This window comes from Enterobacter asburiae (genome assembly GCF_024599655.1).
Taxonomy (GTDB): domain Bacteria; phylum Pseudomonadota; class Gammaproteobacteria; order Enterobacterales; family Enterobacteriaceae; genus Enterobacter; species Enterobacter asburiae_D.
The window spans coordinates 1,749,227-1,764,057 of record NZ_CP102247.1 but is presented as its reverse complement, the minus strand read 5'-3'; the positions used below and the strand labels follow the sequence as shown (position 1 = coordinate 1,764,057).

Genomic DNA, 14,831 nt, shown 5'->3' with positions numbered 1-14,831 from the left:
TTGTACTGTATATCAAAAAGTAAATTTTTTTAATGTTGGCTTTTCACTAACCCTAGTCGTTTTAATTTTTGAGGTCAGTGATCGCTTTGAAAGAAGCATAGTCTCGAATATAATCACTTTCATCATAATAATCATCGGCCAGAACCATTAAGACACAATCGTCGCTGAAATCATACATTTCATGCCAAACCATGGGTTCGATTATTAATCCAACCGTCGGTGAATCCAAAAGCACATGCTCAACTTGTTTTCCATCATCAAGCAAGAACTTACAAGATCCCTTAACAGGAACAGCTATTTGCGTTAGTTTTTTATGGGCATGAAAGCCTCTTCTGACGCCTGGTGTCGTATCAAACATGTAGTAGACCCGCTTGATATCAAGCGGTATGTCTTTTTCTTGCTCAATAACTACCAATGCACCCCTGTCATCACCTTTTTTGTTTAGCTGAATCAAATTCATTGTATTTTAATGCCCTTTTACTAATTTTAATAAATACTGTCCATAATGGTTTTTTGCTAATTTAGAACCAATAGCCGTAAGGGTCTCATCATTTAACCATCCATTTCGCCAGGCAATCTCTTCTGGACAAGCTACCATCATACCCTGACGTTTTTGAACTGTTTCGACAAAACTTCCGGCCTCAATTAAACTATCATGGGTGCCGGTATCAAGCCATGCAAAACCGCGACCTAACAATTCGACATTTAAATTATTATTGTTAAGGTAAATTTCATTGACTGTTGTTATTTCTAACTCGCCTCTTGCCGACGGTTTTATATTTTTTGCAATATCAATGACGTTATTGTCATAAAAATAGAGTCCCGTCACCGCCCAATTAGACTTAGGCTGAGCTGGTTTTTCCTCTATACTTATTGCTTTGAAATCACTATTAAATTCAACCACACCGAACCGCTGTGGATCCATGACTTGGTAGCCGAAGACTGTTGCCCCACTTATTCTACTACTCGCCAGCTGTAATTTAGGTGTGAATCCTTGTCCGAAGAAAATATTATCGCCTAGTACTAAACAGACTGGCTCTTGCCCAATAAAATTCTCACCTATAATGAAAGCCTGTGCCAAACCATCAGGATTTGGTTGAATAGCGTAACTCAAATTAATACCAAATTGACTGCCATCCCCCAAAAGTCTTACAAAACCGCTCTGATCTTCAGGTGTTGTTATTATAAGTATATCTTTGATACCTGCCAGCATTAAAACGGACAAGGGATAATAAATCATTGGTTTATCATAAACGGGAAGAAGTTGTTTAGATACTCCCAAAGTTACAGGATACAGCCTGGTACCAGAGCCACCAGCGAGAATTATACCCTTCATTCATTATCTCCATATTGTTTTGATAACCAAGATGTGTAAGCACCACTTTTCACATTATTAATCCACCCTTGATTATTGAGATACCATTCAACCGTTTTACGAATGCCACTGTAAAAAGTCTCTTGTGGTTTCCAGCCTAATTCTTCAGCTATTTTGTGCGCATCGATTGCATATCTTCTGTCATGGCCTGGGCGATCAGCTACATAACGGATCTGACTGCGGTAAGATGTCCCTTTAGGTACAATTTCATCCAACAGATCGCAAATCGTATGGACCACGTCCAGGTTCTGCTTCTCGTTATGGCCGCCAATGTTGTACGTTTCACCCGGTTTCCCTTGAGTGACAACGGTGTAGAGTGCACGCGCATGATCTTCTACATACAGCCAGTCACGGATTTGATCGCCTTTACCGTAAATTGGCAGAGCTTTACCTTCCAGCGCATTCAGAATAACCAACGGGATCAGTTTTTCCGGGAAATGGTACGGGCCGTAGTTATTCGAACAGTTGGTGACGATAGTCGGGAAACCGTAGGTACGAAGCCAGGCACGCACGAGATGGTCACTGGAGGCTTTCGACGCTGAATACGGGCTGCTTGGTGCATACGCGGTGGTTTCTGTGAAGAGTGGCAGCTCAGTTGATTCCGGATGTTCATCAGGATGCGGTAAATCACCATACACTTCGTCGGTAGAGATGTGATGGAAACGAAACGTTTTCTTCGCCTGCTCATCCAACGTAGACCAGTACGCTCGAGCGGCTTCCAGAAGCACATAGGTGCCGACGATATTGGTTTCGATAAACGCAGCCGGGCCGGTAATTGAACGATCGACGTGACTTTCAGCTGCCAGGTGCATCACCGCATCAGGCTTGTGTTTTGCGAAAATGCGATCCATAGCGTCTTTGTCGCAAATATCTGCATGTTCAAAGGCATAGCGGTCGCTTTCGCTGACTTCACTAAGCGACTCAAGATTACCGGCATAGGTCAGCTTATCCACATTGACGACGTCGTCCTGGGTATTTTTAATAATATGTCGTACAACTGCTGAGCCGATAAAGCCGGCACCGCCCGTCACAAGAATTTTCACGTTATCTGTTCCGTCTGTTGGAAATGTCTGGATACTGACGCTCTGAAACCTGACCATTTAGAAACGTTTCAGAAATTGAGCACGCTACCGCCCCTGGCTTAACAGCTACCAGTGTACTGAGCGGTGTTTGATTAAATGATTTTTCTTGTCTGGATACAGACAAAAACTGGCGTTAATTGTCGTCCTAAACGACCTTAGAAACAAGCACAAATCGCTACAAACCTGCTCAGGCTTGAATCAGATAACTCAATGTTATCATTAGTATTAATAACGAAAAACGGCAGTCATCATTATGGATATGCTTCAACACACCTTAATGATGACTGCCGCTGGTTCAAGCCGTGGCAGGAATATCAGTCGTTATTAGCCAGCAACTTTTCAATACGGCTTCTGAACTTCGCCCCTTCTTTCAGGTTACGCAGCCCATAGTTCACGAACGCCTGCATATACCCCATTTTCTTACCGCAGTCATAGCTATCGCCGGTCATCAGCATGGCGTCCACGGACTGCTTCTTCGCTAGCTCGGCAATCGCGTCGGTCAGTTGAATACGGTCCCAGGCGCCTGGCTCGGTTTTTTCAAGTTCCGCCCAGATATCTGCGTTCAGAACATAACGACCAACCGCCATCAGGTCCGAATCAAGCGTCTGTGGCTGATCCGGTTTTTCAATGAACTCAACGATGCGGCTCACCTGCCCTTCCGTCTCCAGCGGCTCTTTAGTCTGAATAACGGAGTACTCGGAGAGATCGCCTTTCATGCGTTTCGCCAACACCTGGCTACGACCCGTTTCATTGAAACGTGCCACCATTGCCGCCAGGTTGTAACGCAGCGGATCGGCAGAAGCGGTATCAATAATAATATCCGGCAGCACAACGATGAATGGATTATCACCCACAACCGGACGGGCACACAAAATCGAGTGGCCAAGACCCAGCGGCTGCGCCTGGCGCACGTTCATAATGGTCACGCCCGGCGGACAGATTGACTGTACTTCCGCCAGCAGCTGGCGCTTAACGCGCTGCTCAAGCAACGCTTCGAGTTCGTAAGAGGTGTCGAAGTGGTTTTCTACCGCGTTCTTGGACGAGTGCGTAACCAGAACGATTTCTTTGATCCCTGCAGCAACAATCTCGTCGACAATGTACTGAATCATTGGCTTGTCGACAATCGGCAGCATCTCTTTAGGAATGGCTTTTGTGGCTGGCAGCATATGCATGCCCAAACCTGCTACCGGAATGACTGCTTTCAAATTGATCATTATCTCTTCCACCTTAAAATGGTTGACGAAGTATAAACCGTGTCAGGAAAAATGCCTGATGAAGAAAGTCTACTACGTCGAATGCAAATCACGTTTAGTCCAGAACTCTCATAACTTAAGCTCATTACGCTATGAGTGTGACCCAGAATCGTCGGAAACCATATCAATAAAGGAGACGCAGAGTCTGTTTCCGACAAATCCCAGATTCTAAGTCATTACTCAGAAACGAACGTGATGTCATCTTTCTTCTCATGAACGAACTCATACTTCAACGTACGGTCCAGCCCTTGAGATAAGGTATAAGGCGCTTTAAAACCTGAGGTGTGCACTTTCGTGGCATCAAACTGAGTGGTGGCACAGAATTTTTTGACACGTACGGAACTTATCGCATACTTCTTTCCGGTAACTTTGCTAAGAATATCAAAGCAATAACCTCCAAGCATCCCTAAAGGGTAAGGGAGATGAACTGATGGGATTTTTTTGCTAAGGCTCTTTTCTACCTCGGCAACCAGCTGATTCATATTCAGATCGGGTTTATCGACATAGTTGTATACGTCGTAGCCAGGTTTGACGTTGCTCAATCGGAATTTGATAAACTCAACAATATTACCGACATAAGCCATAGACTTATAGTTAGTTCCGGCACCTACCATTGCGAATTTTCCACCCGCAATTTGCTTAAGAAGATTGAAGACATTGCCTCGATTGCGTTCACCAAAAATGACCGTTGGGCGAACAATTGTCAGAGATCGCTCTTCTGGAGCTTTGTTGAACCATTCGCGCAGTACCTCTTCCGCCTGCCACTTACTTTTACCATAGTGGTTAAAAGGATCGTGCGGGTGGGATTCATCAGGATTGACTTTATTGAGACCATAAACGGCAACTGAGCTGGTAAAAATAATGTTCTTAACATTATTTTTTTCCATAGCTGCCAGTACGTTACGTGTCCCCTGAACGTTTACATCATAGTAGAGCGAGGTTGGGCTAACATCATCACGATGCTCGGCAGCGAGTAATACCACCGTGTCGAAACCGGCAAGAGCGTGATCGAGTTGCTCCTGATTGCGCACATCCCCGGAAACAGTAATGTCAGGGTAGAAATGGCTTTGCTGTTTGTCGAAGTTGGTGACATCAAACTCAGCCTTAGAAATCTCGATCAAACGAGTCCCAACGAAACCGGACGCGCCAATAAACAAAACTTTATCGTTCATAAACCACTCAGTGCGTTATGTGTGTTTGGCAAACCTCCGGTAATCACTGTATTCCCTGAGGTATCGCTAATGATAAGACACAACTGACGAAAATGTGGCACGGATTATAAACCCTAAAATCGCTGAGTTCAGTAACAAATTTTAGGAGTTACCGCGCACTCAATGAGATGTGACGTCAAGACTTACTTTCTGAAGGAAGGAAGCGCAAAGTTCAGCCTTTCCGCATTCACCACCTGCTGGTCGACCCTGTCAATATCCACCGAACTCTGCCCCTTCTCATTCACAGCTTTTATGTTCGCCAGCGACAGCAGGGTCTCGTCTTTCGCCATGAATTTACCCCGCACATCCTTGCGCAGGTCGAAGTTAATCTTCAGGGCAGGCCCCACAGCGGCTTCCTGCATCACATTGATGTTGCGTAAGAAAAGATGTTGCGGCTTGTTGTGTAATTCCAGCGTTGCACGCTGCATTTCCACGTTGGTTATCGCCACAAACGAGGTGGCGTTACCGGATGAAATCTGTATTCCGCGCAATTTATACGCAAGCTGGCGATTATCGAGGTGGATATTATTGAGCTTAAAGTTCTGCGGGATGGACAAATAATCGCCTTTTATCACCCCATAGCCGATTAACATTCCGGCACTGTCAACCATATCGACATTATCAATAATGAAATTATCACAGCCATAAATAGCCACCGTGGCGTTATCAATTCCCGCCTTTTTACTGAAGTCGGGAGTAATATTTTTGGCCTTAATATTGCGGATAACAAAATGCTTACCGTTTTCAACATGCACTAACTGGCGACAGTTGCTGCCGGTGATGTTGGCCACCACGAAGTTCTTGACGGTTTGCTTCTCCGGATAGTCGTTATCGTAGGTGCTGCCGGCGAGGCCAATGCCGATGCCCCAGTTGATCTTGCCGTTGGTGCAGTTGATGTTGTCGATGACATGATCGGAGATCAGGATATTGCGATCGTTGATGGCGACGTTCCACTCGATCGCATCCCCCTGCAGATGGCTAAATTTGCTGTTGGTGATGCGGGCGCCATCCACCTGATTGTGGAAACCCTGGCGCAGGATGGCGTAGTTGGCCTGGCTTACGCTGATGTTATCAATCAGCAAATTGCGCATCACGCTCGGTTTCTTGCCGCCGATGTAGATCTGCGTCACCGGGCCAAAACCGCTCATGGCCAGCCCTTTGATGACGCAGTCAGAGCCGCGAACGTCGAGCGTAATGTTCTCCGTGCGACCAGCACCTTCGCCTATTACTTTGCTGCCTTCCTGCAGAACAAAGCGGCCGCGCCCGTTGCCGGTTAACGCCCCGCGGATCAGCAGCGTTTTACCATCGGGAATGAAAATGCCCGTATTGATGTTTTCGCAGGTAAGCCCGGCAGGGACAACGACGGTGTCGCCGTCATTAAACGCCTGCTTAAAGGCGGCGATCCAGTCGTTATTATTGTACTGATTAACAGAGACCGTTCTTCCGGCTGCCGCCCGCGCAATGCGTGACGACAGCAGCGGCGTGGCCGCCAGAACGGACAAAGAAGAGACAAAGGTGCGTCGGGTAATCTTTTTCAGCATACATCCTCGGCGTTACAACGTTTGCAGCAGGCTCGCTAACTGGCGGTTAATCACCTGCTGGTTAAAATCGGCTTCCACTTTTTGTCGGGCATTATGGAGCACGGGCTCCAGCGCCTGCTGGTCGATGTCGCTGAAGGCAGCTAATCGGTCCGCAAGGGCCATTGCGTTATTCTCCGGCACCAGCCAGCCGGAATGGTCAGACTTAATCAGCTCCGGGATCCCACTGTGCAGGGTTGATACCACAGGAATACCTACGGCCATCGCCTCCATCAACGCCACCGGAATGCCTTCCATATCGCCATCGGCGCCCGTCACCGAGGGCAGCAGAAACACATCCGCCTCATCGAGCATGGCCTTGACCTCGTGGCTCGGCTTGAAGCCCGGCATCTCTACGACATCTTCCAGCTGATACTGTTCGATAAGCGTGCGCAGACGACGCTCCCACGGCCCAATGCCGAGAATGCGATAGTGGAAATCCACCCCGCGCGCTTTCAGCTGGCGGCAGGCTTCAATGGCCACATGGAGGCCTTTCTTCTCGGTCAGACGAGCAACGGAGATGATCTGCAGCGGCTTTCCCGGCACCTTTACAGGACGCCGAGTGAAGCGCGTTAAATCCACGCCCATTCGCGAAACGGCAATTTTTTCTCCCGGGCAGCCCATGTTTTTCAGGCGTCCGGCCCACAGGTCGCTGATCGGCAGCATCATGTCGCCTCGGCGGAAAAGCTGCTGATACTCCGGCGTGTAGTGGTTTAAAACTTCGCGGCTGGAAATGTCGATACCGTGGAAGATGGTCGCAATTTTACCGTCGATCACGCCCAGCTCGCGCAGCTTCGCGGCGGTGACGCCCGCCGGGCCAAAGTGGGCGATAAACACGTCTGCACGATACGGCTGCGCCGTTTGCCCGCAGATGGCCGACAGGATCAGATTGCGAGATTCGGACCCATAGCGGGAAACATTCAGCGCCCGCCACGTCGACGCGCGGTAGATCCCGCGTAAGGTCTGGCTGGCCCGGTGGCGCAGCTTACTCAGCTTCCCGGACGGCTCATCCTGCAGCCAGCGGGTTTTCGCCTCCAGCCCATACTGGGTATATGCCGCATGGGTATTTTGGGTATCGCCCTTTTGTAGGGCGATAATCTCCACGTCATATCCCATATCGATAAACGCGGTGATTTGGTTCAGGACAAACGTTTCAGAAGACAGCGGAAATTTCAGTAAGAAGAAACCAACCTTCATTTCCCCTCCCGTACGCGGTCAAGTACCGATTTCACCATCCCAATGCCCTTCTCGCGCTCGGCTTTCACCGCCACGGCCAGGCGTTCATTGATGTCAGGCAGTTGACCCAGAGTGTCCCCCACCATCGCACCCAACGAACCATCCAGCAGATGACGGATATCCACGGCCATTTCCGGCATGCCAAGCTGATGCATGATGCCTGCTGATTTGTGCTCATAGTTGATGGCAATGGCCGGCGTGCCAAAGTTCATGGAGATAATGGCGGAGTGCAGCCGCGTGCCCACGGTCAGGTCGCAGGCGGAAAGCAGCTTGCCCATCTCCAGGTCGTTCAGTTCGTCCATCACCACGTGATAGCGGGACGGATCGTTCACCAGGCTGCGCAGGTTCAGCGCCACCATGCGGTCATCTTTGTTGTAGCTGTCGATACCGGTACAGGTTGAGAGCGCCAGCACCTGGTAACCGCTGTCCAGCACGCGGTTCACCACGTCGGCGAAGGCTTTCTCATACGCCGCCTGCGTTGTGCCTAAACGTTTATCAAAAGGCGCCAGCTCGCGCAGGGTTATGGCGACGGTTTTCTGTTTCGCCGCCACGTCGAGCCAGTGCTGCACCGCGTAGCTCGGCTGGAAGCTGTCGTCCTGATGATCCACCAGCCAGGCGGTATCCACGCCGTGCTCAACTTTTGAGGTGTCAATTTCGCTGCGCTTCATCATGTCGAGGCTGACCGACTCGCGCAGGATCAGCGCGTCGCAGTGGCCGAAGACGTAGTTTGCGAGCTGGTTAAACTGCGGATCCTGGAATGGCCCGACGCTGTGGCCAATCATAAACAGCGGTTTTTTCGCCATAAACGTACAAAGCGCATGCTCAAACTGCGGCACGCCGTAGAGATCGACGAAGAACGATCCGCCAACCTGGATAATGGCGTCATAGCCGGACAGCAGACGAACAAAATCGGTAAAGCCCTGCGCGATAGCAATATTGCGCAGCTTGCCGGTATCGGTCACACGGGAAAGCAGCACCTGGTGCTGGTAGCGACGACGCAGCACCTTCTTCACGCGGCCCATCACGCCCGCGGCGTTGTTATGCTGTTTCATCTGGCTGTAGAGCGGGTCGCCCATCACCGGGCGGTTCAGTAACCAGGATGAGCTGACCGGATAACGGCTCATCACGTCCACTTCGGTCTCAGGCTTAAGGGTGTTAATTGCATCCAGTAAACCGCGCAGGATGGCGCTGTCGCCACGGTTGCCGCAGGTATGGTTGCCAAGAATTAATAATTTCATAATGGCCTCTTAAATAACTAGCCTGCGCGAAGCAGCGTTTTCATTTTTTCATTACGGCAAAACTGGCGCTTCATCTCTACCACCAGCGCATTGCGCGACAGCACAATCATCACGACAAATGCCAGCGCCCCCGCAGCAACCTGTACCGCCAGCAGCGCTGCCAGCGGCAGGTGGCCGCTGAGAATGATGCCCAGGCCGTAGCTCACCGCCAGGGTCGGCAATGAGAGATAGAACGGCAGCCACAGGCTCAGGATGTACTGACGGTAGCTGGAGCCCAGCACCGGCTTGATCATGATGAAGTAGCTCAGAACGGTATTGACTACCTGCACCAGCAGGAAGCCCAGCGTAACGCCGATGGCGCCCGCCATATGCCCGCCGACGATAATCGCCGGAATAAACAGGAAGGTTTTGAACACGTTGAACTTAAAGCTGATGTCCACGCGCGCTTTCGCCATCAGCAGGGAACCAATCGGATTCCCCACGGAGCGCAGCAGCCCCACCACGCACAGCAGCTGCAGGATCGGGATGATGCCGTTCCACTTCTCACCAAACACCAGCGGCACGAAGTTGCTGGAGACCACCATCAGTCCCAGCAGCACCGGGAAGTTAATGATCCCTACAACGGAAAGCAGCTTGTAGAAGTTGACGCGCAGCTTCTCGGTGTCGTCCTGAATCTTGGCGAACGCCGGGAACAGGACGCGGGTGATTATCGGGTTCAGCTTCATTGGCGGCACCACCGCGACGTTGTAGGCCAGGTTGTAGCCCCCCGCCACGCTCGCGCCAAGAATACGCGCCAGCACCAGCGTCGACAGGTTGGTATTCACATAGTTGATGATGCTGTCCGCCGTCAGCCACGCGCCAAAGCGCAGGTTGGACGAGACAGACGCGAGAGAGAAATGCAGCCCTGGGCGGTAGATCTTACGGCCAAAGTAGCCGAACAGCAGCGTGCGCACGGAAGAGTTAACCAGGTATCCCAGAATGGCCGTCATCGCCAGCGGCCAGAAATGGGCGCTCACCACGGTGAAGGTAAAGCCCGCCAGCACGGCGCTGGTCTCGATCATGCCGATCTTGTTGAACTCCAGCTCTTTCTGCATCAGCGCGCGGAACTGCTGCCCGTGCGGGATCACCACGAAGGCAAACGACAGCGTGCGCATCAGCGGCGCGAGATCCGGGTTATGCAGCACGCTGGCGATGGTGTCGCTCAGCAGGAACACCAGCACGAACACGAAAATCCCCAGCCCCACGTTCAGCCAGTAGAGGGTGGTCAACTCAAGATGGCTAATCTCTTTGCGCTGGATAATCGAGTTGGCAATACCAAAATCAGACAGCGTATCGGCCAGCGCGATAATCACCAGCGAGACGGTCAGCAGACCGAACTGGTGATTATCAATAATGCGCGCCAGCACGGTCATCTGCACCAGACCGAGGCCAATGATGACGATGGTCGCCATCGCTGACCACTTCGCCCCGCTGATGGTTTTTTCACGTAAGCTCATCTTAGTACGCCGCTTTGTTCACGAAACCTTTGAAGATGGTCAGAAAAACAATCTTGATATCGAACCAGATACTCCATTCGCGGATGTACTCCAGATCGAATTCGATACGTTTTTCCATTTTTTCCAGCGTGTCGGTTTCGCCGCGCCAGCCGTTGATCTGCGCCCAACCGGTGATCCCCGGCTTCACCTTATGGCGCAGCATGTAGCCTTCAATCAGCGAGCGGTACTGCTCGTTATGCGCCACCGCGTGTGGACGCGGGCCAACAATCGACATGCCGCCGGTGAAGACGTTGATAAACTGCGGCAGTTCGTCCAGCGAGGTGCGGCGCAGGAAGTTCCCCACGCGGGTGACGCGCGGGTCGTTCTGCGTTGCCTGGGTCACCACCTTGTCGTTTTCCATCACCTTCATGGAGCGGAATTTCCACACCATAATCGGCTTACCGTCCATACCGTAGCGGGTCTGGCGGAAGATAACCGGGCCGGGAGAGCTCAGCTTCACCGCCAGGGCAATGCAGCACAGCACCGGGGAGATGAGCAGTAAAATCAGCGAAGAGAGCACAATATCTTCTGCGCGCTTCAGCACGCGGTTAATGCCCGACAGCGGGGTGTCGTACAGCGGTACCACCGGCACGCCGTTCACTTCTTCAATGCGTGAATGGAGGATGTTAAAGGTAAACACGTCCGGGATCAGGATCACCGAACAGGTGGTGTCCGCCAGCTCGCGCATCAGCTGCTTAATGCGGGATTCGTCTCTCATCTGCATGGCGATGTAGACGTTATGAATCTTGCCCGCTTTCGCGTCTTCAATAAGCTGTTCGTAATTGCCCGCCCAGTCCGCAGGTACGCCGCCCGGCTTCGCGTCGTGATAAATCCCGACCACTTCAAACCCTAACCACGGCTCTTTGCGGAAGCTGTCGAGCAGCACCTTCCCGACCGGCAGATCGCCCGCCACGGCAACGAAGCGACGGTTATAGCCCCGGTTACGCAGCCAGCCCGCGCCAAAGCGGATCAGGGAACGGCACACAACCATGCCAACACTGGTCAGCAGATACCAGCAGAGATAGGTGACGAGGCGATTGTCAAAATCATGGCTAAACGCCACCAGGCCAGCGCTGAAAATCAGGCTCAGGGTCCAGTTCTGCAGCAACAGCATCAGTTCGGTGGTCATTTTGACGCCGCGCCACGAGCGGTAGAAATCGGTCATCCCGCCGATCATCTGAAACACGACCAGCGCAATCAGAGCCATCAGCAGATGCATGTATAAGAACGGCAGCCCGCCGATCCGACACACCGCCCACAATCCACCGACCATGATGGTGATATCAGAAAAACGCTGCACCATAGAGATTAACGATGCATTCGTTCTCGCTCGTTCGCGTTTTTTTAGATTCGTCATCGTTGTTCCTGTATTCGGTTCCCCCTCCCGCAGGAGGGGCAATTGTTACTGATTCAACAGCGCCAGAATGTCCTTCGTTCGGGCTTCCATCAGCGCCGTATCAGCACGGGATTCCACGTTCAGGCGCACTACCGGCTCGGTGTTGGACGAGCGCAGGTTAAAGCGCCACTGCGGGAACGCCATGCTGATGCCGTCCGTACGGTCAATTTCCAGCGCGTGAATTGCAAAGTGCTGCTCCACGCGGGCAATGGCCTCGGCTGGCTCCGCCAGCGTGCTGTTGATCTCCCCGCTCGCCGGGAACGCCGCCATGCGGTCGCGCACCAGCTCGCCCAGCGTCTGCCCCTTCAGGCACAGCAGCTCGGTCACCAGCAGCCACGGGATCATCCCGCTGTCGCAGTAGGCAAAATCACGGAAGTAGTGGTGGGCGCTCATCTCGCCGCCGTAAATGGCGTCTTCTTCGCGCATGCGCTCTTTGATGAAGGCGTGGCCGGTTTTGGACATCACCGGCGTGCCGCCTGCCGCTGACACCACGTCGACGGTGTTCCAGGAAAGGCGCGGGTCATGAATGATTTTCGCGCCCGGGTTTTTCTCGAGGAACGCTTCCGCCAGCAGGCCGACAATGTAGTAGCCCTCGATGAACTGCCCTTTCTCGTCGAACAGGAAGCAGCGGTCGAAATCGCCGTCAAAGGCGATGCCCATATCCGCGCCGTGCTCAATCACCGCGTTGCGGGTGTCGTCGCGGCACTCCGGCAGCAGCGGGTTAGGAATACCGTTCGGGAAGTTGCCGTCCGGGGTGTTGTGCACTTTGACGAAGGTCACCGGCACGTTCAGCGCCTTAAAGCGGGCTTCCAGCGCGTCCACCACCGGGCCTGCCGCGCCGTTACCGGAGTTAATCACCAGCTTCAGCGGCTTGAGGTTCGCCACGTTGATGTAGCCCAGCAGGTGGTCAATGTACTCTTTCTGCAGGTTGATTTTTTTGTAGCTGCCGCGCTTCGCGTCGTTCACCGGCGGGAAATCATTGGCTTCCGCCAGGCGTTGCACGTCGCGCAGGCCGGTGTCGCCGCTGATAGGACGCGCGCCCTTGCGCACCAGCTTCATGCCGTTGTAGTCCATCGGGTTGTGGCTGGCCGTCACTTCGATACCGCCGTCCACGCCCAGGTGGAAGGTGGCAAAGTAAATCTCTTCGGTCCCGGAAAGGCCGATATCCAGCACGTCCACCCCCGCGTCCTGCAGCCCTTTCGCCAGGGCCAGCTTGAGGGATTCACTGGTCAGACGCACGTCGCCGCCCAGCACGATGGTCTGCGGTTTTAAATATTCGCCGTACGCGCGGCCAATGCGCCACGCGATGTCTTCATTCAGCTCTTCGCCCAGCTTGCCGCGAATATCGTAGGCTTTAAAACAGGTTAATTTTTCCATGATGACCCCTTTTTCAGGCAACAGTCGGCCCTGACCACTAAATGGCCAAATTGATTTTTTTGTCATTCGTAGGCCCGGCAAGCGCAGCGCCACCGGGCATAATGCAGAGTGCTAAACCCGCCCGTAGCGGTCCTGGAAGCGCACGATATCGTCCTCTTCCAGATACGAGCCGGAGCGCACCTCAATTAAGTCGAGAGGAATTTTCCCCGGGTTCTCCAGACAGTGCGTCGCCCCCAGCGGAATATAAATGGACTCGTTTTCACCGAGCAGTTTGACTTCACCGTCGATGGTGACTTTAGCGGTACCCGCGACCACCACCCAGTGCTCGGCGCGGTGGTGGTGCATCTGCACCGACAGCCCCTCGCCCGGCTTCACGGTGATACGTTTCACCTGATAGCGGTCACCGGAGTCAATGGAGTCATATTTCCCCCACGGACGGTAGACTTCGCGGTGAATATGGTGTTCGTGGCGACCGTCCGCCTTGATCTTCTCCACCACTTTTTTAACGTCCTGCACGGCGTTACGGTCAGCAATCAGCACGGCGTCTTTAGTCTGGACAACCACCAGATCTTTCACCCCGACCGTGGTCACCAGGCCGGACTCGGCGTAGACGTAGCTGTTTTCCGTTTTGTGGCTAATAACATCGCCGTGATGGACGTTACCCTCCGGGGTATGGGCGCTGATCTCCCACAGGGAGGACCAGGAGCCTACATCGCTCCAGCCCGCATCCATAGGTACCACGACGGCGTCTGCCGTACGTTCCATCACCGCGTAGTCAATGGACTCTTCCGGGCAGGCGAGGAACGCCTCTTCATCCACGCGGATGAAGTCGAGATCCGGGTCCACCACCGCCATTGCTTTCTCGCAGGCGTTCAGAATATCCGGGCGGTATTTGCGCAGCTCTTCCAGATAGCGTCCGGCGCGGAACAGGAACATCCCGCTGTTCCAGTAATACTCCCCGCTGGCGACATACGCCTGCGCGGTTTCCAGATTCGGTTTTTCAACAAACTGCGCCACGTCAAACGCCACGCTGTCGCCTTCACCCGGCGTCACGCTGCCGCGGCGGATGTAGCCATAGCCGGTTTCCGGCAGATCCGGCACGATGCCGAAGGTCACCAGCTTGCCGCTCTCGGCGTAAGGAATGGCCGCACGCACCGCGTCGCGGAATGCGTCTTCCTGCTGGATAACGTGGTCCGCCGCCAGGACCAGCATCAGCGGGTCACAGTCCGGGCTGCTGCGTTTTGCCGCCAGCGCCGCCAGGGCGATCGCAGGCGCGGTATTGCGTCCTGCAGGCTCCAGGATGATGTTTTCGGTGAGTTTATTCAGCTGGCGCAGTTGCTCGGCAACAATAAAGCGGTGCTGTTCGTTACAAATCACCACCGGGCTTTCACACTCCACGCCGTGCAGACGGTTTACCGTCGTCTGCAGCATGGTGAGATCCCCTTTCAGGCAGAGGAACTGTTTTGGATAGAGCACGCGGGACAGCGGCCACAACCTGCTACCAGAGCCACCAGCCATCACAACCGGATACAAAGTGGTTTGACTCATGAT

Annotated in this window: 12 protein-coding genes; all 12 read right to left on the bottom strand. The window is 53.0% G+C overall.

The genetic code is table 11. From position 1 onward, the window contains the following. Positions 1–61: 61 nt before the first annotated feature. Positions 62–460: a sugar 3,4-ketoisomerase gene (locus tag NQ230_RS08305; RefSeq protein ID WP_061714802.1), complete on the bottom strand. Its 399-nt coding sequence runs from the start codon at positions 458–460 to the stop codon at positions 62–64. Between the two features lie 6 nt (positions 461–466). Next, positions 467–1,336 (bottom strand): glucose-1-phosphate thymidylyltransferase RfbA, encoded by an 870-nt coding sequence (rfbA, locus tag NQ230_RS08300; RefSeq protein ID WP_061714801.1) that lies wholly within the window; start codon positions 1,334–1,336, stop codon positions 467–469. Beyond that, complete coding sequence (rfbB, locus tag NQ230_RS08295) at positions 1,333–2,418, bottom strand: dTDP-glucose 4,6-dehydratase (protein WP_061714800.1); 1,086 nt, start codon at positions 2,416–2,418, stop codon at positions 1,333–1,335. The genes rfbA and rfbB overlap by 4 nt, the downstream gene beginning before the upstream one ends. Before the next feature lie 353 nt (positions 2,419–2,771). Next, positions 2,772–3,671, bottom strand: a complete 900-nt coding sequence (gene galF, locus NQ230_RS08290; RefSeq protein ID WP_257260730.1) for a GalU regulator GalF — start codon at positions 3,669–3,671, stop codon at positions 2,772–2,774. 215 nt (positions 3,672–3,886) lie between these two features. Continuing rightward, positions 3,887–4,882: an NAD-dependent epimerase/dehydratase family protein gene (locus tag NQ230_RS08285; RefSeq protein ID WP_159514528.1), complete on the bottom strand. Its 996-nt coding sequence runs from the start codon at positions 4,880–4,882 to the stop codon at positions 3,887–3,889. A 182-nt stretch (positions 4,883–5,064) separates the two neighbouring features. Continuing rightward, positions 5,065–6,462: a colanic acid biosynthesis protein WcaM gene (wcaM, locus tag NQ230_RS08280; RefSeq protein ID WP_159514529.1), complete on the bottom strand. Its 1,398-nt coding sequence runs from the start codon at positions 6,460–6,462 to the stop codon at positions 5,065–5,067. A 12-nt stretch (positions 6,463–6,474) separates the two neighbouring features. After that, on the bottom strand, positions 6,475–7,695 hold the full coding sequence (gene wcaL / locus NQ230_RS08275) for a colanic acid biosynthesis glycosyltransferase WcaL (RefSeq protein ID WP_257260728.1): 1,221 nt from the start codon (positions 7,693–7,695) through the stop codon (positions 6,475–6,477). Beyond that, positions 7,692–8,972 carry a colanic acid biosynthesis pyruvyl transferase WcaK gene (gene wcaK, locus NQ230_RS08270; RefSeq protein ID WP_257260727.1) on the bottom strand — a complete coding sequence of 427 codons (1,281 nt, stop codon included), beginning with the start codon at positions 8,970–8,972 and terminating at the stop codon, positions 7,692–7,694. Before wcaK ends, wcaL begins: the two co-directional genes overlap by 4 nt. A gap of 17 nt (positions 8,973–8,989) precedes the next feature. Continuing rightward, positions 8,990–10,468 (bottom strand): colanic acid undecaprenyl disphosphate flippase WzxC, encoded by a 1,479-nt coding sequence (gene wzxC, locus NQ230_RS08265; RefSeq protein ID WP_063144520.1) that lies wholly within the window; start codon positions 10,466–10,468, stop codon positions 8,990–8,992. Between the two features lies 1 nt (position 10,469). After that, positions 10,470–11,864, bottom strand: coding sequence for an undecaprenyl-phosphate glucose phosphotransferase (gene wcaJ, locus NQ230_RS08260; RefSeq protein WP_121423368.1), 1,395 nt, complete (start codon positions 11,862–11,864; stop codon positions 10,470–10,472). A gap of 45 nt (positions 11,865–11,909) precedes the next feature. Continuing rightward, the gene (gene cpsG / locus NQ230_RS08255; RefSeq protein ID WP_257260726.1) at positions 11,910–13,280 is read right to left on the bottom strand and encodes a colanic acid biosynthesis phosphomannomutase CpsG; all 1,371 of its coding nucleotides are present in this window, start codon (positions 13,278–13,280) and stop codon (positions 11,910–11,912) included. A gap of 111 nt (positions 13,281–13,391) precedes the next feature. Beyond that, complete coding sequence (gene cpsB, locus NQ230_RS08250; protein WP_121425370.1) at positions 13,392–14,828, bottom strand: mannose-1-phosphate guanyltransferase; 1,437 nt, start codon at positions 14,826–14,828, stop codon at positions 13,392–13,394. Positions 14,829–14,831: the final 3 nt, after the last annotated feature.